Genomic DNA, 21,084 nt, shown 5'->3' with positions numbered 1-21,084 from the left:
GGACGAAGTTTGACGGCAAGACGAACAGAGTCAGCATCGGCATCCACGCCGGGCGTAGCTCGACGGCCGCTGGCCGGCACCCAAAAAGCGCCGGGGGCTATTCGCACGCATCAGCTACTGTGGACGGTCGCCGCTGTCGCCAAAGCTAGGACGAATGTCTAGTGATGTCGCGTTCGCCGGGGACCTTGCCGGCACGATCCACCCGGAAGTCACTGATCGATGTCATCGCAGCCGTATCGACCGTTCTGGCGCTGTTCATAGCCCTGTTGGCCTGGCTGTTTCCACGTTCGCCCAACCCTGGCGCCGTGGCCGAACCGGGGCAGAGTCGTGCGTCGGCACAGCCGAGCATCTCCGCCCTGCGCGCAACGGACTCGACCGACCCGACGGTGGTTTCGTCGGCCGGGCCAACGCCCACCACCCATGACACTTCGCTGGCCTACGACCGCACGGAGCTCACAATCAACTGCGGTACGGGGGTGGACATCGACCTGGATGAACCGCGAGTATTTCCCGTCTCCGGGGAGGATCTCACCTACCATTGCATCGACCAGGAATTCTGGCTCGCCACCGACGCGGCCGGCGGGTATGCGAACACTGCCACGCCCGCCACCCTCAACACATGCCTCGAAGCTTTGCGAGTCTCGGCTTTCGACGAGACGACGACTCGAGTCTCTGCTGGGCTCAGCTTCTGTGTCGCCACCGCAGATCAAGCGCATGACAAGGGCAAGATCGTCCACGTCAAGGCGCTCACTGACGGCTGGAGCGGGCACGTGACGATCGCGGTGACGGCCTGGCGGAAACCCGCTGCCCAGAACTGAACCTCCCTTCGGCGGGTCCTGTCGCAGCACATGAAGGACGAACCGCCGTGACCCCCGCCAAAGGCAGGAGCCAAGCCACTGGCCAGTCGGTAGTTCACCTTCAGCGATCCGGCATGACGGTGCGCCGCAGTCTTCACACGACTTCACACCACTTCACACATTCTTCGCACATTGCTTGCGAGGTGTGAAGCTCGGGTGATGGGATGACCTCATGAGCGCTGAAAGCGTTAGGGAAGCCCTCGCCACGTTGCGGCGGATGGGCGGCGAACCGACACGGATCGAAGCGAAACGTGCTGCAGGCGGGCTACCCAAGGCGGTGCGCGAGACCCTGTCCGCCTTCTCGAACACCGACGGCGGGACGGTCCTACTCGGCGTGGACGAAGCGAGCGGCTTCAGCGTGGTCGAGCTCACCGATCCCAGCGCCCTCCGCGATGCGCTGGTGCAGATGTCACGAGACGACATCACACCTCCTCTGCAGATCAGCACCGAGATCGTCGAGGTCGAGGATCGGAGGCTGGTCGTGGCCGAGGTCCCCCCGATGTCAGCGGACCGGCGGCCCGTCTACGTCACCACGCAAGGAATCTCCGGCGGTTCCTACCTACGCGGAGGAGACGGCGATCGACACATGACCGAGGCCGAGATCGCCCTCACCATGGCGGCCCGCACTCAACCGGTCTACGACCGCGAAGTCATCGACGGAACCTCCGTACAGGACCTGGACGAGGAGGCATGGCGGCGCACCTTGCGACGGGTTCGGGCCGGGTTCCCCAAACTCGCACAGTCCGACGACGCGACGGTCCTCTTCCGCCTGGGCATCACCGCCGGGCGTTCCGCGGGCGCCCCGCTGACACTGGCGGGGCTATTGGCCTTCGGCCAGTTTCCGCAGCAGTTCTTTCCCCAGCTGATGGTGTCGGTCGTCGTCCACAGTCCGGACTCCAGCTCTGGAACCCGTTTCCTCGACAATCAGACAGTCCGTGGCCCGATCCCCGAGATGGTCGAGACGACACTGGCCATGCTTCGCCGCAACCTCGCGGTCCGCGCCGTCATCAGCGAGTACGGCTCACGCGTGGACGAAGTCGAGTACCCCTTGGAAGCGGTACGCGAGGCGGTCGTCAACGCCCTGATGCACCGTGACTACAGCCCGGTGACCAGAGGCACTCAAGTACAGATCGAGCTGTTCCCCGACCGTCTCGTCGTCCGCAGCCCCGGCGGACTCTACGGCGGAGTCATCGTCGACGAACTCGGCGAGGAAGGCATCTCGTCATCTCGGAACGCGGTACTGAGCAGCCTCCTTGCAGATACCTACCTCCCGTCATCAAACGAACTCGTGGCGGAGAACAGGTCATCAGGCATCCCCGCGATGCTGGCCGTGGCCCGGCGCCGAGGACTCCCCCGGCCGAGCTTTCGCAGCTCGATCGCCAGCTTCGTGGTCACCATGGCCCGGTCGGAACTTCTCAGCCCCGAAGTCCGCGGCTGGATCTCCCGGCTCGGGGCCCACCTGCCCACACAGGCACATCACCTCGCTCTCGCCATGCTGCGCGACGACTACCTGACCAACGAGATGCTCCGGCAGTGGGGAGTGGACCGCGTAGCAGCCGGCCAGGTCCTCCGCGACCTTGTCGATCAAGGATTGGCAGTGAAGGAGGGCGGCAGACGCTATGCGCGGTATGTCCTCGACCCCGCAGCCTCGGGCCGGTTACGAACTCCCGATCTCTTCTCGGCGATTTCGCCTCAACCGCCGCCCGATGTTGCCGAAGCGCTCAAGGCACGTGGAGAAGCGACGGCAGGCGAGCTCGTTGAAATGACCGGGCTGTCCCGTAATGCCGTCTTAAACCATCTCCGCGCTCTAGCCGAAACCGAGACTATCGAGGTCTTAGGACCTATCCGGAGCCCCAAACGTCGCTATCGCTGGGTCACGCCTGAAGCCTGAACAGCCCTGATCGCCGACGCACCGTAGCCGGATCCAATTCCTCTACAAGAGCAGACCCGAAGCGGAACAGCGCACCACGGCCCCGGGGTTACGGGTTGCCGAAGTGATCGCCGCCGACACAGGCAGCCTGCCGCAGCTTAGAACGGCACGAACACTGGACAGACGAGACTTGGGCGAGATCCGTATGCCGCGCACCGCGACGGCACGTCCGCGGGCCCGGAACCCACTTGCGTGAGCCGTCTGCCGCGGCGACGGTGATCAGGCTTTGACAAGGTCGTGCAGGCCTGCCGGGTCACCCGCCGCGACGTAGCGGAAGCTCTGCGGCGGCTGGAATGGCGCCTGCTCGCGAAGATGCCGCAGGGGTAGTGGTTCGTTGAGCCGATTGACTGCGCTGATGTGCAGCAGGTGCGCGTTGGGGGCGCCGTCGAGGTAGGCGTCGTACTCCTCGCGGCTGACACCGAGTTCCTCATGGAACCGGTGCCACCCGTTGCTGGGGAGACAGACGGTTACCTCGCCGAGCTTGGCGGTGCCGACAACCGCCATCTGGGGAGAACTGGCGTAGAGGATGATCGGTGTGCCGGGCACGGCGTTCACCGGGCGACGCCGGATTTCGATGGTTTTCGTGCCCGCCAGGATGGCGGCGGCGAAGCGAGGGCGGAGCGAGAGCAGCAGTGTCCGCTGGTGTGTCATCAGGCTCGACCTTCCTGGTAGAGGGCAGCGAACAGAGCCGCAGGAATCCGGGTGGGTTGTTGTGGCGGGTTGGCGGGACCGCCGTGTTCGAGCGCAAGGCGGCGGATCGTCTGCCTCGGGATGAGGCGCGGGAAGATTTCGGTGTTGGTGAACCGCAGGGCTTGGGCGATCCCGTCGCGGGCGGCCTGGTGAACGGTGTTGCGGTCCCAGACGCCGAGGTGCTGGAACCGGTCGTAGAGTTCGTCGGCCGGCGCGGTGATGACGGAATCGAGTTGTGAGCAGGCGATGATGGCCGCGGGTTGCTGGGTGGTGTTTCCGCCTTTGCTCATGTACCACAGCAGCCGCGCGGGCGCCTGTGGTCTGGTGCCGCCGGGGCTGCGGTAGTAGACGTGTTCCCGGCTGATGCCCAGGACGTCCTGGCGGGGCAGGAAGCTGGCGGGGACGCCGAGCAGTTGCGACGAGTAGGGCTGCTGGATGGGGATGAGATAGGTCGGCAGCTCATTGTCGAGAATCTTCGCCGGCCACCAGACGCGTTCGAGTTCAGCGGCGACGACGACGGGCATACCAGATCTTAACGGTGCGGGTGGGGGTAATCCGGCCACCCTGGCGGCTGAACTCGCGACCCGTTCGACGTCCGAGGCCGGGCCGACGGTGTCGACGACGTAGCAGTAAAGGGTGCCGTCGGCTTCCTGGAAGCCGTCGTTGGCGGCGGCGAGCCGTGCTTGCGGCGACAGGTGTGGATCCGCAATCTGGATCATGGGGAGTGCGGCGTCGCGCGCCGACTGGCGTAACCGGAACAGCAGCTGCCTAGCGAGGGTGTCGGCGAGGGGCCGGCTCGCTACCCGTAGCAGCGGCACCTGGAGGACACCCGCTGTGCGGGTGGTGGCATAGGCGGCCACTAGCTCCCCGGACGGCTGGAAGATGCCTAGGCGCTGGGCACCGATCGTGGCGAGGTTGGTGAGGGTGCTCTGCAGGTCGCGGGGGCGTTCGCCGGTGGTGTGGTTGCGCAGGGTCTCGACGGTCTGGTTCTCACCGCTGCGGAATCGCCGTTCGACGTAGCCGGTGTCGTGAAGGCTGGCGGGGCGGTACGACTCCGCGTGCTCCAGTTCGTCGATATGGGTGACCACGTCTGCGGGTCGCATGATCCGCAAGCCGTACCGTTCGGCGATGCCGCCGTAGATCCTGGTCAGCTCCCGGTCGTTGGTGACGAGCACGTTCAGTCCGGCGGCGATCGACTCGGCGACGTGCTGGAGGTCGAGCAGGTCTTGCCGGTCCTGCGGGTTGGCGGCGTCCAGCGGGCGGGTGTGCTGCCGTAGCTGGGCGATGACCTCGCTGCGGGTCCTGGGATCGGAGCGGACCGAGGTGAATCCCTGTGCGCGATCGGTGCAGCGGGTGCGCAGATCGCTGTCCATGCGGTCGATCTCGGTGTTCAGCGCCGCGGTTCGGACGATTTCCAGCAGTCCGACGAGGTGCGGTGCGAGCAGCGCGTACGACTCGTCCGCGTTGGTCCGGCCGGGTTCGGTGAGGTCACGCAGGACGTTCATGTCGATGCCCGCACGGACAAGGACTGTGTCGGCGTCGGGGGACAGCAGGTTGGGGTGGCCGTGGTCGCGCCACCAGTCGATCAGGATCTCGCCTTTGGCGCCGCGGCCGCGTCGTTCGCCTCGTTGGGCGAAGCCAAGCTGGATCCACATCTCGCCGAGGCGGTAGTTGCGGCGGCACCGTGCCGAGATCCCGAGGTGGTCGCTGTGGCGTTCGCTGATGTCCTCGACGAGCAGCCGCGCGATGCCCGTACCCCGCCATGTGGGGTCGACGCAGAGGTGGTTGAGGCGAACGCGTCGGCGTGCCAGCGCGTACAGGGCGTATCCCACGGCGGTGTCGTCGGCGTAGGCGAGCAGCAGGGTGCGCTTGTCCGCCGCGTCGATATAGCCGGAGAACGGCATGTGCCCCAGCGTGGATCGAGCCGCGTTTCCCAGCTGGATGGCGGCGTCGATGGCCGTGCTGTCCCGGATGTCCGGTCTCGCTAATCTGATCGATTCCGGTAACTCGGCACCCCGCTTCGCCAGCATGAACGCAGTGTGCACGATCCACTGTGCTGAGTTAAAGGTGTTACGGCAGGGTCTTTGCGTTGAAACCATGTTGGCTGCGAAGTGCGGGTCGGCGACCTTGTGCCGTTCGAGGCGTCGCTGGACGGCCGGGTCATAGCGGCCGACTGACGACGCCGTCAGAGAATCAGCCGCTGTCGCTGCCGACCCTGTCGACGCAGGCAGCGCGTCAGGCACTCCTGCGCCCCACGATCTTGGAGAGCGAGATAGGCCGGGCTCGCCGCCCCGAACCGCGATCTTCGCCGTTCCCCAAACAGCCGGTGCATGGTCAGATTTCGGCCGCGCTCACCCATCGAATTTTGCCTAAGAGTGACGGTACCGTGACTGACGGCAATGTTCGCTGTGGAGGGAGCCGCCCGTGAGTAAGCGCAACAGCCGGTCTCGACACCGGGAACCGATCCGCCGTCCGATCCCGGTAGCACGGCTATCCGCTTCAACGGGCAAGGTCACTGACCTGACCGAACAGCACCTGATCGACGGGTGGCCGGTTACCGAGCAGGTGCGAGTGCGGCTGGCCCGCGGCGAGGACATGGCCGCGGTGCGCCGGCTCACCTCGCTGGCCGGCACCCGGCTGGAAGACGAAGTCGTCGCGGCAGTGGAGGCGGGCGTCGGCGGGGCCGCTTTGCAGGCTGGACTGAGCGGCGGCCCGGACACGTTCACGCGGCACATGGCCGAGAAGTTCACCGGGTCACAGGGCACGGACCTGGGTCGGCTGCTGCCGCCGACGACTCTGGTGCTGGTAGCCGAACACGTCGAGCACGGCGTTGTCGGTGCCGTGGTCGCGTATCCGCCAGGCGGGGTCATCCAGCAGCTGGTCGAACACCAACAGCGGATCGGCTCCACCGGCCAGCAGCGGTTCCAGCTGGTCATGGCCGCAGTGATGTGGATCGTGCGGATCAAGGCGATCGCGGTCGACGAGGCCGTGCGCGGTCAGGGGATCGGCAGTGCGTTGCTCTACCGCTGCCAGCAGGTCTACACCCATTGCGGCTACATGATCACGTACGGGCAGATGGCAGACAGCTCAGCGCTGGAGCGGTTCTACCGCAGCCACGGCTTCGATGTCCTGGACCGCGACAGCGGCTTCGACCCGTGGGTGGTCCTCGGGGTACATGCCGAAATCCGCCCCGACCCCGGCGAGCGCACGTTCGTTCGCCACCAGAAGCCCGGCTCTGACCGGAGCCGGCCCGGCCGGGTGCCAGCGCCCCGCCGCGCCAGAACGCACTTCGACCCCGGCACCCTGGCTCTGCACGACGATCACCTACCGGCCCTGTTGATGCAGGGCTCCGGCGAGTACCTCGCCATTCAGTTCCTGCCCTTGCTGTGGGTGAAGATGGCCGAAGGCCGACGGGCTAACGCCTGCCTTGACGCGTGCGCCCAGCTGCGGCATGCCTACCAGCTGTTCGGAATTTCCGCCGAGATCCTGCCGGTCGGCGTGGTGCTCCACCACCCCGACGGCAACCGCACCCAGTACGCCACCGACGAGCCTCGCTGGCACGACGACACCACCTTGATCGGGCACACCATCTTGCTGCTACCCGACCACGACAAGCTGGTGGATCCGACCATTGAGCAGGTTCCCGAAATCCGGGCACTGCGGCATGGCCCGGTCGTCGGCCGAATCCCTCAGCAGAATCGAGACGCCCTGCACGAGGGGCAGATCAGTTTCGGCGTACCGCGCGGAGACCTACTGATCGAATACCAGCCGGTTCGGCCCAAGTACCGCGACGGACTCCTGAACGGATCGCTGCTCACCCTCAATGACTCGGAGTATCGGCGTGGCGCCGCCAACCTGGCGATGATGGCCGTCCAGGCCTTCCGCGGTACTGAAGCCGTCGACCGGATCCGACAGTCTGCAGCCTTCCCCCGCCTCACTGCTCTGATCGACACCATCGGCGGCGCCCCGATCGAGGCTGATGAGGACGCGGGCGACCTGCTGGCCCACCTCCCAGACGGACCACTTCGCCTCGACCAGATCCCTCTTCCGCGGCTGTCTTAGCTTTCGAGAATCAGCTCACCTGCACCGACCACGGATCCCCGACACCTGGCGGAGACCCGCAAGTGAGACTGAGGGCAGAGCGGCGCGGTCGCGGACTCATCCATGCTCTGGCTTCACCTGCTCGCCCGACTCCGGCACCCTGGATCGTTCGCCGCTGTCGGCTTGGCGACAGGCCTCTACTGTCGCCCTGGCGACGGCCGCCCTGATACGGTGCTGCGACCACAAGCGGTGAGTGCTTCGATACCTACGGATATCTGTGCGGGTGGCGTTTGCAGGCTGGAGACGGAGCGGCTTCGGCCGCTGAGCTTGTCGTGACGCAGGAGCCACCCGACGATGCCGGTGCTCGGACTGCGGATCTGTACGAGTGGCAGGCTGTCATGGCCGCGGCTGACGGATTTCGGCTTTATCTAGACGCTCTCGGCCCGTCTGGCGATCTCGTCGCGGCAGAGGGCTGCCGGGTGCTGTGTGAGCGGCATGAGGACTGGGTGATCCTGCGCGACAGGGATGCCGAGTTGATCTCCGCCAAGCATCCGGGTCTCTCGTTTGGTGCCTACACGACTCTCAATTCGCTGGCCGATGACGGTGGCGTCGGGCATCTGTTCAACCGGTGGCTGACCATGGGCGAGCAGGCGACGTGCCGGCTCGTGACGACCGCCGGCGTGGACAAGCAGCCCAAACAGCTGGCCGCACTGGCAGAGACGCTGCAGAAGCGACGGCTTGCCGGTGTCGCTCTGGTCAACGACGGCGAGTTCGAGGAATTGCTCGACGCCTTCGGTGCCGCACTGTTGAAACACTGCGATGGCCTGCCCGAGCGGTGGAGCGCCGACGCTGGAGGCCAGACCGATGCGGTTCCCAGCTCAGACCAGCGGCGGCAGATGGCGCGTTTCCTGTCGATGTTCCGCTATCAGCCGAGCCCTCTACGCGACTACGTCGGCTTTGCAGCGCCGTCGATGTATGTGCAGCCGGTGCTGCGGCGTTTAGGCAGCTCGATTCCTGCCGATGCGGTTTGGGAAGCGGTTCTGTCGCTGTTCCGCGCTCGGATGCGGGCCTGTGGCCCGACCGAGGTAGGCGGTCTCCCGGCGGTTCTGGTTGCCCCGGTGGGCGCCGGAGTCTCGAGCGCGGCCGAGCTGGAGAAGAATCTGATGGGCCGGATCGTCACCCTCGGCGATATCGATGTGGCCGTCCGCGCTGCGCTGGCGTTCCCGTCGGGTTTCGCGCGGCTGCCGCGTATGCAGCGCACCAGCCGTCTGTCCATCAAGATGGAGGTGGGGGGCTGCTCGGACAACGCTGTAGAACGCGCGGAGCAGCTGCGTCTGGATTATCAGGATCTGATGCGTGAACGGATGGCGGGTGATCCGCTAGCCCGTGCCGAGGAGATGCGGCTGCGCCGCATGTTGTTGCGGATCAGCGACACCGCGACGTCGCGGGTGGGCGATCCGGAGGCGGAGTGGGGTACCGCTCTGTGGCGGGAACTTGAAGTTTCGCTCGAGCAGCAGGCAGCCCAGTTGCCTGACGATATGGATGTGGACCTGGCTCTGGGTGGGCTGTGTGACCTGTCCAACCGTTGTCAGGTGTGGTTCAGCGAGAAGTTCGACATCGACAGCGAGGTTGCGCGGCGGCGTGGTGAAGGGGGTGGAGGATCATGACGACAGCATTCGAGGCCGCTGAGCTGGCGTTACTGCGGGAGGACCTCGCCTACCACCAGGCTCGCGTGTTGCTACTGGTGACCGCTACCGCCGCGGAGCGGGGCCACAACCGCAAGCTCGACGGGCTCACCAAGCTCGCGAAGCTGGACTTCCTTTTGCGCTATCCCGCTCTGGCTACGCAGGTGCTGGACGAGCTCGACCCCAATGACCCCCGTCTGCATCTGAGCGAGGACGAAGTCCGGCAGCCCACCGACGTGGAAGCCCCGATGACCCGCTACAAGTACGGGCCCTGGGATGACCGCTACTACGCGATCATCGGTGCTCTGGTCGGGCGTGGCCTGCTGCGTTACGCCCGTGGCCGCAAAGGCAGCGTGGCTCTGGTGCCGACCAGTGAAGGCCGTGACCTGGCGGGGCAGCTCGCCGACGCCTCCGCCTGGGAGGTCATCGCGGAACGCAGTCGGGCCATCGCGCAGGCATCGACCGGTCTGACAGGCAACGCCCTCAAGGATCTCATTTACCAGAGGCTGTCCGACCTCATGGACCGACCCCACCGACAGGTGATCCGTTGACCACCACGTTTCGTCTCAACGCCGTCGTCCTTGACACTGTCGAAGGGCCAGTGCGGCACGAATTTCCGAGAGATCTGACGATCCTGGCCGGCCCGACGGGTGTCGGGAAGACCACCCTGCTGGAAGCGGTCAAGTACGGCTTCGGCCTCGACGGCGTACTGGCCCTGGTCATCACCGATAGCGTCACCGACATCAGCGTCGATGTGACCATCGGCGACGAGCGCTACCAGCTGTCGCGGTCGACCGACCCGAACAAGCGGCGCAACGTCCGTGTCACCGATCTAAAGACGCGCGAGCGGCTGCCCGATCACAGCACCGATTTGGATCAGTCGCCCAGTCTCAACACCCTGCTCCTGACCGCGCTGGGCCTGTCGGCCGATATGCGGGCGGCATCGAAGAACAGCACCAGCGGCAACCCCGGCACCCGCATCTCGTTCGCCGACGTCTTCTCCTTCCTCTATGTCGCGCAATCGGATATGAACCGCGACATCGCCCGCAGCCAGGACCAGTACCTCGAACCGAAACGTAAAGCGGTCTTCGAGCTGCTGTTCATGCTGACCAACGAGAACATCCTCGCCCTGCGTTCGGAGGCCAGCAAGCTGAACGCCGAGGTCTCGGCCGCGCAGAAGGAAAACCACACCATCCGCAGCTTCCTGCGCACCACCAACACCACCGGCAAGGAAGAAGCGCTCAGCGCTCTCGGTGAGGCCACCAACGACCAGATCGCCGCAGAGGCGCAGTTGAAGGTGCTGCGGGAAGCGATCACCCCGGCCGTCGACCGCGAGACCCAGGTGATCCGCGACCTGCTGACCGACACCGAGCGGCGGCTGGCGGACGCCCGGGCGACGGTAACCGCCCTGAGCCGGCAGCAGCGGGAACTGACTCGCGAGCGAAGCCGGGTCGAAGCCGACCTGGCACGGCTCGAGCGCATGCGCGATGCCGGCGCCCGGATCGCCGACATCGAGTTCGTGACCTGCCCCCGATGCTTGCAATCGCTGACAACCAGGCCGGTTCCCGACGGCGCCTGCCGGGTGTGCCTACAGCATGATCCGGTGACAACCGGGCACAGCGATGACCAGTACGAGCAGCGTCAACTGGCCGACCAGATGCGCGAGATGGACACGCAATTGGTGGTGCTGAGGGGACAGCTCGCCGCCACCAAGAACGCGGTCACCGATCGTGAAGCACTCGTCAACAGGCTCACCGTGGAGATCGAGACCCGGACAGCGGAGCGGGTCACGCCACGTCTTCAGGCGTACACCGACGCCGCCACCAAACTGGCCAACGCCCAAGCCCGGCACCGAGAGCTGGAGACCGTCCTGCGGCAATGGGACCGGGTGGACGATCTGGGCCGTATCGAAGACGAGCTGCGCGCCAAACGTGATCGAGTCCGAGGCGAGTGCCAACGGCTGGAGGCGGATCTGAACGAACGCCGGGATTCGATCATCGGACAGCTCAATTACCAGTTCGACCGGGTCATGCGCAGCATCGGCGTGCCCAGCGTGAGAACCGCCGAGATCAGCCCCACCACCTACCTGCCCCTCCTGAACGGTAAGCCGTTCCAGAAGTCGAGCAAGGGCGGCGGCATCATCACCGCCACCCAGATCGCCTACTGGACAACGATCCTCTACGTGGTGGTGTCTCGCGGCGATACCCAGTATCCGTCGTTCCTGTTGATCGACAGCCCGCGAATGGCGTTGAACTCGGCGACGAACATGCAGGTAGCTCTCTACCGGCGACTCAGCGGCCTCGCCGGCGCCCTGCCCGGAAAGCTGCAACTGATCGTCGCCGACAACGAGCTGCCCCCAGCCGTGCAACGTGATTTCGCGGAGATCGACTTCGACTACGACGCGCCTACAGTGTCCACCATCGAGCACCCGGGCCCGGCAGCCGTGGACACCATCTACGAAAACGACACCGAGCAAGACGAACCCGAAGCTGACCAGTGAAAGCCGGCAGGAGCCGAGCCGACTCTAGATCGGCTCGGCTCCTGCCGGTCAGGGCGGCTGGCCGGGTAGCACGGTGAGCATCGTGGGCTCGGCGGTCTTCACGACCTACCGCTGGCGGGGGTCCGAGAAGACTGTCAGCGCGCGCACGGTTGGCGGCAATGCCGACTGGGCCGATCTTCTGCGGGCGCCCTCGGCGCTCCGCTGCTCCTGGACGCAGGCCCGAAGTCGCTGGCACTGTAACCAGGCGAAGAACATCGACCAAGCCCGAGTTACCGCTGCCGCTGCCTCACCGCAGACGTGATTCTCGCGAGGACATTTCATGCCGATGAGAGCACTTCCCAAAGGGAGTCTTAAATGCTTTTACTCACCTCAATAAGCAATTTCCGCATCTGCTCGCGCTCAATCTGCGGGTCGGCGATTTGAATGAACTCAACTGCGTTAAATTTGTCCCCCTGACGCCTATTCTGCGGCGGCTCAAGACCCTCGATCAGCAACGCCTCCATTGTGGCCACTAGGTTGTCCAGGTCGAAGGCATCGGGCGCATTTTGAAGCTCTCCGCTTGCAGCCGGCCTTCGCACTCCGAACCAGGAAAATCGGTCCCAGCGACCATTTAGTCGATCCCTAGTGTGCTCTTTTAGGCGCTTGCTCAAACGTTCGCCCGTGACTCGACCGACGTAAATCACGCGGTCACCATCGTATAAGATGTAAACGCCGGTCTGAGCAGCAAAATTGATCGCGTCGCTGCCTGCTTGCTGCTGTCCAAGCAGTTGAGGCTCTGTTGGCGCCCATATCACGAGGTCTCGTCGCCAGAACATACCAAATGCATTGATGAGACCCATGCGCTCGGCATCTTCTTCGGCCTCATCGTGCGCCTCAAGCGCGGGTTCCTCAGGTCCAGCCGCGCGCAGGCCATAAATACCCCGCTCCAATTTGAAGAAGGGAGAGCCGTCTTCAAGATCTTTTATTGATTGTGAGACGACGGACGCAACTGTGTTTGCCGGTGTGGCACCTACATTATCCCTCAGTCCGCCGTCAATCACGGCCTGTGCAATATCTGCGTAGTGAAGTGGCTTTCCTGCCTCCTCTAGGACCCTTATGATCGCGTCCTGCCACGACAAATTAACCATGAGATGCCGACTCCCCTTTGATAACAAACCCACTGGGAATCAGATTAGCCTGGTGCCCCGGCTGTGTCTGGCCGTCGAGCCGTCGCAACATCCTCCCTTGCCGCGCACATAGGCGGCAGCAGTTCCTCGCAGCCCGGGTCCCGGGCTAGCGGCCTCGACCAACCCCTTCAACGTATTGGGGATGGCGGCGATGGCTTGCACGGGTTGAACCTCAGCGCAGGTCTCGAAGGCGGGCGGAGTCGCCGGCCTACACTGCGAACGTGTAGTTCCTGATCATTAGTTCGTTGCTGTCCCCGACACGAGCATCACCCCTATCGCAGCTAACAGATGAAACACAGATGCTCCCCCGGGACCGCCGACACTGAAGGCGGCATCCCGGTCTACATGCGGGCATACGCCGAACATCCTGTTAGGAGCAAAGCCCGGATACGATGCCCAGCATGGCCTCACCGACGGAAGAGCCGCCGAGCACTGACGCCCATCCGCACCAGTACTTGGAGGAGTGGGGATTTCGTTCGACACGCCTCAATATCAGGGACCTCAAGGCAATAGCCGAGGAGGTTAAGGACGGGGTCCAGTGCTGGACATGTTTCGTTCCAGAAACGCTTGCAGGGCCACCCCATGTTCGACGAAGAGGGCTATCCCAGTGGACGAGCGACTCTCTTGATGGGTTGATTCAAGTGGCCCCGGCAGGACGAATCTTTCACTTCGAGTTCGAGGCCGACGTAGACGGCACCAAAATCAAGATTTTGGTGGGCGCGCCCTGGTCGAAAACACATAGGTCTATCGTCTCGGCATGCCATGGCCCGGGCGTTGAATCCTCGGCCGCGTATAGGAGGATTACCGACGCAGTGTACCCGTCAGCAAAACGGGGAAGATTCTGGCATTACCTAAGCTCCATTGTCGGTACCACTGCGATCTTCGCCGTAGCTTGGATTTGGTCCTTCTTCTCCGGCTTCTTCCAAAGTCTAGGGCAGGACGATTCCGACACCCCTGTCGTTGCCATCCAGGCCACCGTCATGACGGTGTTCATTATTCTTTCGTTTTCGCCGTTATGGGTAGATGGCTTTAGGCGGCTTACGGCATCGAGTGTGAAATTCAAGCCGAATGCCGTTACGCATCGGGCAGGATCGAGCGTCACCCGTGTGTAGTCCTGGATCCGATTCGTATATTCACGAGATGGAAATTTGGAGTATAAGACCTACCTCGCAACACATATGGGCTGGATATTCGGAGCTGCTAGCATGGTTATCGCAATTCTTGCGTGGCTTTATCCGAGGAAATGACAATGCCCACGTGCCACCGGTGGAGCAGATCACCATTGCGTCTTGCGGCCTTCGCTCAAACAATGAGCCTTTTTCATCCTGAGTAGGCCGGGTTCTCAACGTGATGCAGGGTCAGGATGGCCTGCACGATCGGGGTCGCTCGGTGTGGGCTGCACCGGAGTTTCGTCAAGATCTTCCAGGTCTTGAGGGTGGCGTTGGCGCGTTCACTGATGGCGCGGATCCAGGCGTGTGCCCGGTTGACCTTCTTCTGCCAGGCGGAGAGTTTCGGCCGGTAACGGTGGCGTTTGAACGGTGTGCGAATGCTGCTGCGGGCGCCTTGGTAGGCCTTGTCGGCGAACGTCATCACCTTCGCCCTGGTCAAGGCCTCGATGATGGCGTGGGTGCGGGCGGCGGTCAGGTCGTGGACCGCGCCGGGCAGGGCTGCTGATGCTTAGATGAGCCGGCCTGCCGCGTCGGCTATGAACTGTACGTTCACGCCATGGCGGCGGTGTTTGCCGGAGTAGTAGGGCTTCAGGTCGGCGACCCGGTCGATCGGGATCAGGGTGCCGTCGAGGATCACGTAGGCGAGCAGCCGGATCCTGGTCATTGCCGCGTCGAGATCGTCGGCGGTGATGGAGAGCAGGTCGATGGCCTCGCGGACGTATCGCCACGCGGTGGTGACGCCGATCTCGAATCCGCTGGCCAGGCGGGTCAGGGTGTCGCCGTTACGTAGGTGGGCCAGCGCGAGCAGGGCTTGCCGGCCGGGGTCGAGGCGCCGCCACCGGGACCTGCGCCGGTTGCGGTGGGCTCGGATGAGGCCGGCCAGGTGGTTCAGGCTGCGAGTGGACAACGGAATCGCGGCAGGGTAAGACAGCACAGCGAGGCTCCCGGTTGGGGAATCGGATCTTGGTCGACTGCTGTTTTACCGGGAGCCTCGTCCTATGTCGACTCCAGCGCCTGCCCTGCCGTGACCTGCGCCGTCACGATGAAAAAGGCTCAATATTGATACGTCCCGGACTCGTAACACTCTCATAGCCGCTGCTCGTGAACCCGCGTCGTGCAGTGGCAGCAGCCGCCGGTTCGCCGACGGCCGCCTGGCCGCGGGCTTCCTCGGAATGCCAAGGCCCCAGATCACGAGCTGCTGGCCGTCGATGACGGAGGATGTTGCAGATGCGGTTGGGTATCGAACGGTCCGAGGTCGGGCACCAGCTCGTGAGCTGCTGCGAGATCGCGGATCTTCGCCAGGTAGGGATGTCCGCTTCGCAGGCTCTCGATGGCGCTGAGAGCCAATACCGGGCTCCACCCCAGTACGAGTAGCTGGTCAGGGTCAGCGTCGGGCTCAGCGGCGAGGCGCAGGGCCGGCGGATGGTCTTCGCCCCGCCAGTCGATGTACGCGGCCAGCGTCGCCAGGCTGACATGAACCGCCCCAGTGAGGTGACGGTACAAGCCGTAAATGCCCTTGGTCCCGCCGTCAAAGCGGTCTGCAACCGCTTGGATTTTGAGCTGTGGCTCTCCTACGGGATGGTTAAGATCCGCTTGCAGGTTCTCCGGGATGACGACGCCGCCATCGCGCATGCCTTGAACGACGTTGCGGTGCAGCCGGCTCATGGACCCGATCAGGGCTTCCTCGCCCTCGTGGGTATGGATCACCCACTGGGCAGCAAGGGCGTGCTCGAAGGCCACCCGGATGTTCGCGCGGGCGGCGTAGCCCAAGCCCTGCGCATGCAGACTGAGGGCCGCCACGACCTGTGCCATCGCGTGGGCGACAACCGGGTAGGTGGCATTGAACCTCTTCGTCGACTCCGCGTCGACCAGGAACGCGGGCGCCGTTCGCCAGTGCTCCAGGCAGGCGTGGGCTGCCGCCAGATGGAGTGCGCCGAGGCGCTCCAGCTCCTGGTCATCGCTCAGAGAGGTCACTCGCCGATGATGCGGGTCAGGCGTCTGGTCAGTCTACGGAGTTAGCACCTCCGACATGGTGACCGGAGAAGCACCGCGGACCGACCAGTCATGCCGCTCGGCGACAACGACGCCCAGAAATATGGCTGCCGACCAGGCCCGGTCTCTGGGAGTCGCCGTGTCGTCTGCTGGGTCAGCACAGCAGCGGGGCAGCATCTGCTGGAGGGCGGCGGTCTGTTTCTCCCAAGCTGCGACGAAGTTCATAAGGGGCGTAGTCGTGGTGATTTCGGCCGATGATCTGCAGGCCGCAGGGCAGCCCGGCAGTGCTGAAATCAGCGGGGACGGCCAGGGTTGGCGCGTGATCAGCGTGCCGATGGTGCTGCCCTCCGTCCAGCGGTGGTAGCTGGAAATGGTGGTGTCGCCGATCTTCCCCGCCAGTGCAGGGCAGCATCGAACGGCAAGACCTGGGCGGTCGACGCTTACTCTGCGTTACTAGACGAAGTTCGGCATCCCAGCCGCCGAAGCGTCCGGGGCATCAAAGAGCCAGCCAGGAATTCCCACCATCACCCTTGAGTGGATCGAAGGTATCCGATTTTTCATGAAGCAACTCGACGGCGCCCCGTTCATCGCCTTACTCAAATTTGTCGATCGATTCAGCCAGCATCTCACCATAGCGCCAACCGAAAATGTCCCTAACGGATTTCTCTCCGTGACGAAATAAGCACGCAAGGCAACCGGCACACGCACTGCACACTATGGGCCCTGAGCTGGGAAAACGGCCCACACGACGCGTCGAGACACCTCGCAGCGCCCGGCGCATCCATCGATAGATATCCCGCATTCGTAAATCGCGGACATCTACGGGTTTTCGTGGCCAAAAAACGGTGCCGACTGTCTACAGTCGGCCCCGCTTTAAAACCACTCTGACCTGCGGAAACTCGCTTCCCTCAGTCTTTCAGAAGCTGCCGCGCCATGACGATTCGCTGAACTTGATTCGTGCCTTCGTATATTTGGCCTATGACCTGAGCTCCCCGATGTGATGTTTAAGCGGGCGTTCTGCGGTCATCCGCGTCTCATGGCCAGTCGTTTCACGCAGTGGACCTTGGACGTGCACGACGTCGATCGCATGGCGGCGTTCTGGGCCGCCGCGCTCGGTTACCGCATCGAGCGTGGCGACGACGGCGACGCTCACCTATGGCCGGACGGCGGCGGTCTCAGTGTCTGGCTGCAGCCCACCACCACGCCTAAAGTCGGCAAGAACCGTGATCACCCGGACCTGGTCGCCGCCGACGGCGACGCCGAGGCCGAAGTGGCCCGGCTGCTGGAACTCGGCGCCACCCGGGCCGATGTCGGGCAGAACGGTGACGAGGGGTTCACCGTTCTCGCCGACCCGGAGGGCAACGAGTTCTGCGTCCTTCACCGCCGGGGTTGATAGATGTTCGACGGCTTTGAACTGGATCACGTACGGGTCGGTGACGTGACCCTTCGGGTCAGGCACGGCGGCGCCGGTACCCCGGTCGTGCTGCTGCACGGCCGTCCACGGACCCACACCACCTGGCACCAGGTCGCCCCGGCCCTCGCCGAGCACCATTTCGTGGTGACGCCGGACCTGCGCGGGTACGGCGGATCCACGCTCCCGGCGAATGAACCGCGGCATGGCTCTGGACGTGGTCCGGTTGATGGCCCATCTCGGGCACCGGCGATTCGCCGTGGTCGGCCACGACCGGGGCGCCCTGGTGGCGTTCCGGACCGCGATGGACCATCCCGACCTCGTGTCGCACCTGGTGGTCATGGATTCCCTGCCCGTGATCGAACACCTGGAACGCACCGACGCCACCTTCGCCCAGGCCTGGTGGCACTGGTGGTTCCTGGGCCAGACCGACAAACCCGCGGAACGGGTCATCTGTGCCGACCCGCGAGCCTGGTACAGCACCCCGGAACCCGACGCGATGGGCGCCAGCAATCACGCCGACCTGTGGGCGGCCCTGCAGAACCCGGCAGTCGTCCACGGCATGTGCGAGGACTACCGGACCGGCCTGGACATCGACCGCGCACACGACGAAGCCGACCGGGCCGCCCGGCGCCAGATCGGCTGCCCGGTCCTCCTGCTGGAAGCCGCGGGCGACGACCTGGACATTCACGGCGACCCAGCCGCGATCTGGGCCCCCTGGCTGGCCCGGCCGCTGACCCACCGTGTCATCAGCTCCGGGCACCATCAGGCGGAGCAGGCACCCGGCGCGGTTGCCGAGGCGCTGCTCGGCTTCCTGACGCCGTCCTGATCACGGCGTACGGAGGACCGTTGAAGATTCTTTTGGTCATCTTCGAGCAATTGTGGCGTCATGGTGTTCCTCCGCCACGACACCGCCCCGCGATGACTCCCCTGATCAAGGCCAGGTTTGTCGCCGTCCGCGTGGGTATCCCGCAGCCGTGACCGAACTCGTGGCGGCCGTCATCGGGCAACTCGCCCGGGATCTCGTCCTGATTGTCGACCGGATGCCCGCCCCCGGCACCGCGGCGGAAGCCGGCGACCGGCTGGAACAACTCGGCGGCAAGGGCGCCAACCAAGCCGTCGCCCTCGCTCAGCTCGGCCTGCGGCCACGGCTGATCGCCGTGGCCGGCGACGACATCATCGGCGATGTCCTGCTCGACCAGGCCCGCCGCGACGGAATCGACGTCAGCGCGGTCATCCGCCGCCCCGGCGCCTTGACCGGATTGATCGTCGAACTGCTCGACGAGGACGCCCCGTGTGCCGCGCCGGCTGCAGGAGCTGCGGCTGTCCATCACCGGTGCCAACAACACGCTCAGCCACACTCTCGGCCGTTCCCCCCAGGTCTCCGACATCGCCGCATACCTCGGCATCACTGAGGATGAGGTCATCGAAGGCCTGGAAGGCGCCCGCGCCTACAACTCGACCAGCCTGTCCACGCCGGTCAGCGAAGGCGGCACCGAACTCGGTGAGACGCTCGGCGGTGAGGACGCCGGCTACGAACTCGCCGAGCTGCGTATCGCCCTCGGCCCGGCGCTGTCCAGCCTCGACGAACGTGAACAGAAGATCGTCGGCCTGCGGTTCTACGGCAACCTCACGCAGACGCAGATCGCCGAGCAGGTCGGTATTTCCCAGATGCACGTCTCCCGGCTGCTCACCCGAGCCCTCGCGAAGTTGCGGCGCCAGCTCGACGGCGCCACCGCCTGAGCAGCCGCTGGCTTTCGCCCGCCCAGCTGTTCAGAGTGCTGCGTCCTGACCTTGGCCCGCTGAAGCTGCATGAGTGACACGATTGTGGGCACCGGGGACCCGTGAGTGTTCAGATCGGGACGTCCGGGTGGAGCTATGCCCATTGGGATGGTGTGCTCTATCCGCCGGGCACACCGCCGCGGAACCGCCTCGAGCATTACGTGCGGCGGTTCCACACGGTCGAACTCAACGCCAGCTTCTACCGCTGGCCCGCGCCGGCGACCTTCGCCGGTTGGCAGCGGCGCCTGCCCGATGGATTTCGGCTCTCCGTCAAAGCACCTCGCGGTCTGACGCACGCCAAGAAGCTGTACGCGCCCGAGGAGTGGATTCAGCGGATCACCGCCGGCCTGCATGAACTCGGTGACAAGCGAGGTGTGTTCCTCGTCCAGCTGGGCCCGCAGCAGCAGCGCGACGACGCCCGTCTCGCGTACTTTCTCAATCTGCTGCCCGGCTGGGTTCGCACGGCCGTCGAGTTCCGGCACCCGAGCTGGCACGACGACCAGGTGTTCAAGCTGCTGGAAGACCACGGGGCGGAGTACTGCGTGATGAGCGGCGCCCAGCTGCCGTGTCTGCTGCGCGCCACCGCACCCTTCGTCTATGTACGCATGCATGGCCCGGATCCCGATCATCTGTACGCCGGGTCGTACCCAAAAGACAGCCTCGTCTGGTGGGCGGACCGGATCCGCGAGTGGAACGGCCAGAACCGAGAGGTCTACGCCTATTTCAACAACGACGGTGACGGGAACGCCGTCCGTAACGCCGAGACTCTCCGAAACCTTCTCCCCTGAACAACGCCGTCACCGGTCGGCGACAACCGATCGGCATCGGCGAATGATCCGGGCCGTCCCGGGTAGGCCACAGGTATAGCGATTGAGGGAAGGGAGCAGTTCATGACCACCGCACGCGACATCATGACTCCCGACGTCACCTGTGTCGGGGAGAAGGAAAGCCTGGGCGACGCGGCCAGGAAGATGGCCGATCTCCAGGTTGGTTCGCTGCCGATCTGCGGCGAGGACAAACGGCTCAAGGGCATGGTCACCGACCGCGACATCGTGGTGAAAGCAGTCGCGGCCGGCCGCAACCCCGCCGATGTGAGCGCGGGCGAACTCGGCACCGGGAAACCGGTCACGATCGGCGCTGACGACGACGTGGCCGAGATCCTGCGCACCATGGCCGAGCACCAGGTCCGGCGGCTGCCGGTGATCGACGGCCACCAGCTGGTCGGCATCGTCGCGGTGGCGGACGTCGCCCGCGCCCTGCCCGACCGGCCGGTCGGCGACCTGATCGACGCACTCAGCGAATAAACACCACCAGTCCGATTCCGCCCCGGCGCCGGGGAGCATTCCTCCGGCGCCGGACGTCGCCTCAACAGGAAGCGATGTGAAACGCAGGACGTGCTGCTCGACGTGAGCATCGCCGCCTTCATCGATGCTCGGTAACGCTGACGACATCCTCGAATTCCTGCGTCTTTCGTTGCGACGAGCCATCATGGCAACGTCACGGCGAGCGGAGAATGCAGTGGATCCCGAGCAGAACACTTACGTACATGATCAGAATGCCCGAGTGGACCCGATGCACACCCTCGGGACAATTACCGTCGCCGGCCTCCGTGACATCCTGGCCGATATGCCTGACGAAGCCATAGTTGTCGTCGCGGAAGACGGAGCAGACGGAGGCGACTGCTCTCCCCTGGCCGACGTGGAGGAGGCCTGGTACTTCCCGACTACTGGTGAGTCCGCTCCACTCGGGCGGGACTCCGCCGGCAATGTCCACGAACCCGGCATTGGTGACCTCTATGCCGTCATACTCCGGCCCGCTGACCAACGCTGACGGGAACCCTGATTCGCCCCCCCAGCGATGG

At 64.8% G+C, this 21,084-nt stretch carries 16 protein-coding genes and 4 pseudogenes; 15 read left to right on the top strand and 5 right to left on the bottom strand.

What is annotated here, in order from left to right; all coding sequences use genetic code 11:
- Positions 1-164: 164 nt before the first annotated feature.
- A complete protein-coding gene (locus ACQP2E_RS04100) occupies positions 165-818 on the top strand; it encodes a hypothetical protein (RefSeq protein ID WP_433828538.1) in 654 nt (217 codons plus the stop codon).
- Positions 819-1,029: 211 nt separating this feature from the next.
- Positions 1,030-2,748: an ATP-binding protein gene (locus tag ACQP2E_RS04095; protein ID WP_433828537.1), complete on the top strand. Its 1,719-nt coding sequence runs from the start codon at positions 1,030-1,032 to the stop codon at positions 2,746-2,748.
- Between the two features lie 258 nt (positions 2,749-3,006).
- On the opposite strand, the gene ACQP2E_RS04090 is transcribed toward ACQP2E_RS04095, so the two are convergent.
- Both ACQP2E_RS04090 and ACQP2E_RS04085 read right to left on the bottom strand, forming a co-directional pair.
- Positions 3,007-3,438, bottom strand: a complete 432-nt coding sequence (locus tag ACQP2E_RS04090) for an ASCH domain-containing protein (protein ID WP_433828536.1) — start codon at positions 3,436-3,438, stop codon at positions 3,007-3,009.
- Complete coding sequence (locus ACQP2E_RS04085; RefSeq protein ID WP_433828535.1) at positions 3,438-5,507, bottom strand: GNAT family N-acetyltransferase; 2,070 nt, start codon at positions 5,505-5,507, stop codon at positions 3,438-3,440. Before ACQP2E_RS04085 ends, ACQP2E_RS04090 begins: the two co-directional genes overlap by 1 nt.
- 394 nt (positions 5,508-5,901) lie before the next feature.
- Here ACQP2E_RS04085 and ACQP2E_RS04080 point away from each other — a divergent pair, with 394 nt between their 5' ends.
- The 4 genes from ACQP2E_RS04080 to ACQP2E_RS04065 all read left to right on the top strand — a co-directional run bounded on the left by ACQP2E_RS04080 (position 5,902) and on the right by ACQP2E_RS04065 (position 11,703).
- Complete coding sequence (locus ACQP2E_RS04080; protein WP_433828534.1) at positions 5,902-7,539, top strand: GNAT family N-acetyltransferase; 1,638 nt, start codon at positions 5,902-5,904, stop codon at positions 7,537-7,539.
- 311 nt (positions 7,540-7,850) lie between these two features.
- The gene (locus tag ACQP2E_RS04075) at positions 7,851-9,185 is read left to right on the top strand and encodes a hypothetical protein (RefSeq protein WP_433828533.1); all 1,335 of its coding nucleotides are present in this window, start codon (positions 7,851-7,853) and stop codon (positions 9,183-9,185) included.
- Positions 9,182-9,754 (top strand): hypothetical protein, encoded by a 573-nt coding sequence (locus tag ACQP2E_RS04070; protein WP_433828532.1) that lies wholly within the window; start codon positions 9,182-9,184, stop codon positions 9,752-9,754. Before ACQP2E_RS04075 ends, ACQP2E_RS04070 begins: the two co-directional genes overlap by 4 nt.
- On the top strand, positions 9,751-11,703 hold the full coding sequence (locus tag ACQP2E_RS04065) for an AAA family ATPase (RefSeq protein WP_433828531.1): 1,953 nt from the start codon (positions 9,751-9,753) through the stop codon (positions 11,701-11,703). Before ACQP2E_RS04070 ends, ACQP2E_RS04065 begins: the two co-directional genes overlap by 4 nt.
- Positions 11,704-12,053: 350 nt before the next feature.
- On the opposite strand, the gene ACQP2E_RS04060 is transcribed toward ACQP2E_RS04065, so the two are convergent.
- Positions 12,054-12,830 (bottom strand): HTH domain-containing protein, encoded by a 777-nt coding sequence (locus ACQP2E_RS04060; protein ID WP_433828530.1) that lies wholly within the window; start codon positions 12,828-12,830, stop codon positions 12,054-12,056.
- Between the two features lie 440 nt (positions 12,831-13,270).
- Between ACQP2E_RS04060 and ACQP2E_RS04055 the strand changes: the two genes are divergently transcribed.
- Positions 13,271-13,981: a hypothetical protein gene (locus ACQP2E_RS04055; RefSeq protein WP_433828529.1), complete on the top strand. Its 711-nt coding sequence runs from the start codon at positions 13,271-13,273 to the stop codon at positions 13,979-13,981.
- 208 nt (positions 13,982-14,189) lie between these two features.
- Here ACQP2E_RS04055 and ACQP2E_RS04050 read toward each other — a convergent pair.
- Together ACQP2E_RS04050 and ACQP2E_RS04045 are read right to left on the bottom strand one after the other, a co-directional pair.
- Positions 14,190-14,972, bottom strand: a pseudogene (locus tag ACQP2E_RS04050) (transposase family protein).
- Positions 14,973-15,226: 254 nt separating this feature from the next.
- Positions 15,227-16,012: a hypothetical protein gene (locus ACQP2E_RS04045; RefSeq protein ID WP_433828528.1), complete on the bottom strand. Its 786-nt coding sequence runs from the start codon at positions 16,010-16,012 to the stop codon at positions 15,227-15,229.
- 1,054 nt (positions 16,013-17,066) lie between these two features.
- Here ACQP2E_RS04045 and ACQP2E_RS04040 point away from each other — a divergent pair.
- From ACQP2E_RS04040 to ACQP2E_RS04005, 8 genes and pseudogenes are all read left to right on the top strand, one after another.
- Positions 17,067-17,423 (top strand): VOC family protein, encoded by a 357-nt coding sequence (locus ACQP2E_RS04040; protein WP_433828527.1) that lies wholly within the window; start codon positions 17,067-17,069, stop codon positions 17,421-17,423.
- 3 nt (positions 17,424-17,426) lie between these two features.
- Positions 17,427-17,576 (top strand): annotated as a pseudogene (locus ACQP2E_RS04035) (alpha/beta hydrolase); the annotation flags it as partial.
- A 58-nt stretch (positions 17,577-17,634) separates the two neighbouring features.
- On the top strand, positions 17,635-18,270 hold the full coding sequence (locus ACQP2E_RS04030) for an alpha/beta fold hydrolase (RefSeq protein WP_433828526.1): 636 nt from the start codon (positions 17,635-17,637) through the stop codon (positions 18,268-18,270).
- A gap of 214 nt (positions 18,271-18,484) precedes the next feature.
- Positions 18,485-18,670, top strand: a pseudogene (locus ACQP2E_RS04025) (PfkB family carbohydrate kinase); the annotation flags it as partial.
- Positions 18,671-18,722: 52 nt separating this feature from the next.
- Positions 18,723-19,184, top strand: a pseudogene (locus tag ACQP2E_RS04020) (sigma-70 family RNA polymerase sigma factor); the annotation flags it as partial.
- A 101-nt stretch (positions 19,185-19,285) separates the two neighbouring features.
- Positions 19,286-20,011 carry a DUF72 domain-containing protein gene (locus tag ACQP2E_RS04015; RefSeq protein ID WP_433828525.1) on the top strand — a complete coding sequence of 242 codons (726 nt, stop codon included), beginning with the start codon at positions 19,286-19,288 and terminating at the stop codon, positions 20,009-20,011.
- A gap of 102 nt (positions 20,012-20,113) precedes the next feature.
- Positions 20,114-20,527: a CBS domain-containing protein gene (locus ACQP2E_RS04010; RefSeq protein WP_433828524.1), complete on the top strand. Its 414-nt coding sequence runs from the start codon at positions 20,114-20,116 to the stop codon at positions 20,525-20,527.
- 124 nt (positions 20,528-20,651) lie between these two features.
- Positions 20,652-21,053: a hypothetical protein gene (locus ACQP2E_RS04005; protein ID WP_433828523.1), complete on the top strand. Its 402-nt coding sequence runs from the start codon at positions 20,652-20,654 to the stop codon at positions 21,051-21,053.
- The last annotated feature ends 31 nt before the right edge of the window (positions 21,054-21,084 follow it).

Origin of the sequence: Actinoplanes sp. CA-015351 (genome assembly GCF_050955685.1) — a bacterium.
Lineage (GTDB): Bacteria > Actinomycetota > Actinomycetes > Mycobacteriales > Micromonosporaceae > Actinoplanes.
The sequence above is the reverse complement of the archived record's forward strand: the minus strand, read 5'-3'. Positions and strand labels throughout refer to the sequence as shown.

Coding starts and splice junctions, on each gene's coding strand:
- ACQP2E_RS04060 (WP_433828530.1), bottom strand. CDS start 12,830: ATGGTTAATTTGTCGTGGCAGGACGCGATCATAAGGGTCCTAGAGGAG.
- ACQP2E_RS04005 (WP_433828523.1), top strand. CDS start 20,652: ATGCTCGGTAACGCTGACGACATCCTCGAATTCCTGCGTCTTTCGTTG.
- ACQP2E_RS04070 (WP_433828532.1), top strand. CDS start 9,182: ATGACGACAGCATTCGAGGCCGCTGAGCTGGCGTTACTGCGGGAGGAC.
- ACQP2E_RS04030 (WP_433828526.1), top strand. CDS start 17,635: ATGAACCGCGGCATGGCTCTGGACGTGGTCCGGTTGATGGCCCATCTC.
- ACQP2E_RS04095 (WP_433828537.1), top strand. CDS start 1,030: ATGAGCGCTGAAAGCGTTAGGGAAGCCCTCGCCACGTTGCGGCGGATG.
- ACQP2E_RS04010 (WP_433828524.1), top strand. CDS start 20,114: ATGACCACCGCACGCGACATCATGACTCCCGACGTCACCTGTGTCGGG.
- ACQP2E_RS04040 (WP_433828527.1), top strand. CDS start 17,067: ATGGCCAGTCGTTTCACGCAGTGGACCTTGGACGTGCACGACGTCGAT.
- ACQP2E_RS04055 (WP_433828529.1), top strand. CDS start 13,271: ATGGCCTCACCGACGGAAGAGCCGCCGAGCACTGACGCCCATCCGCAC.
- ACQP2E_RS04090 (WP_433828536.1), bottom strand. CDS start 3,438: ATGACACACCAGCGGACACTGCTGCTCTCGCTCCGCCCTCGCTTCGCC.
- ACQP2E_RS04100 (WP_433828538.1), top strand. CDS start 165: ATGTCGCGTTCGCCGGGGACCTTGCCGGCACGATCCACCCGGAAGTCA.
- ACQP2E_RS04085 (WP_433828535.1), bottom strand. CDS start 5,507: ATGCTGGCGAAGCGGGGTGCCGAGTTACCGGAATCGATCAGATTAGCG.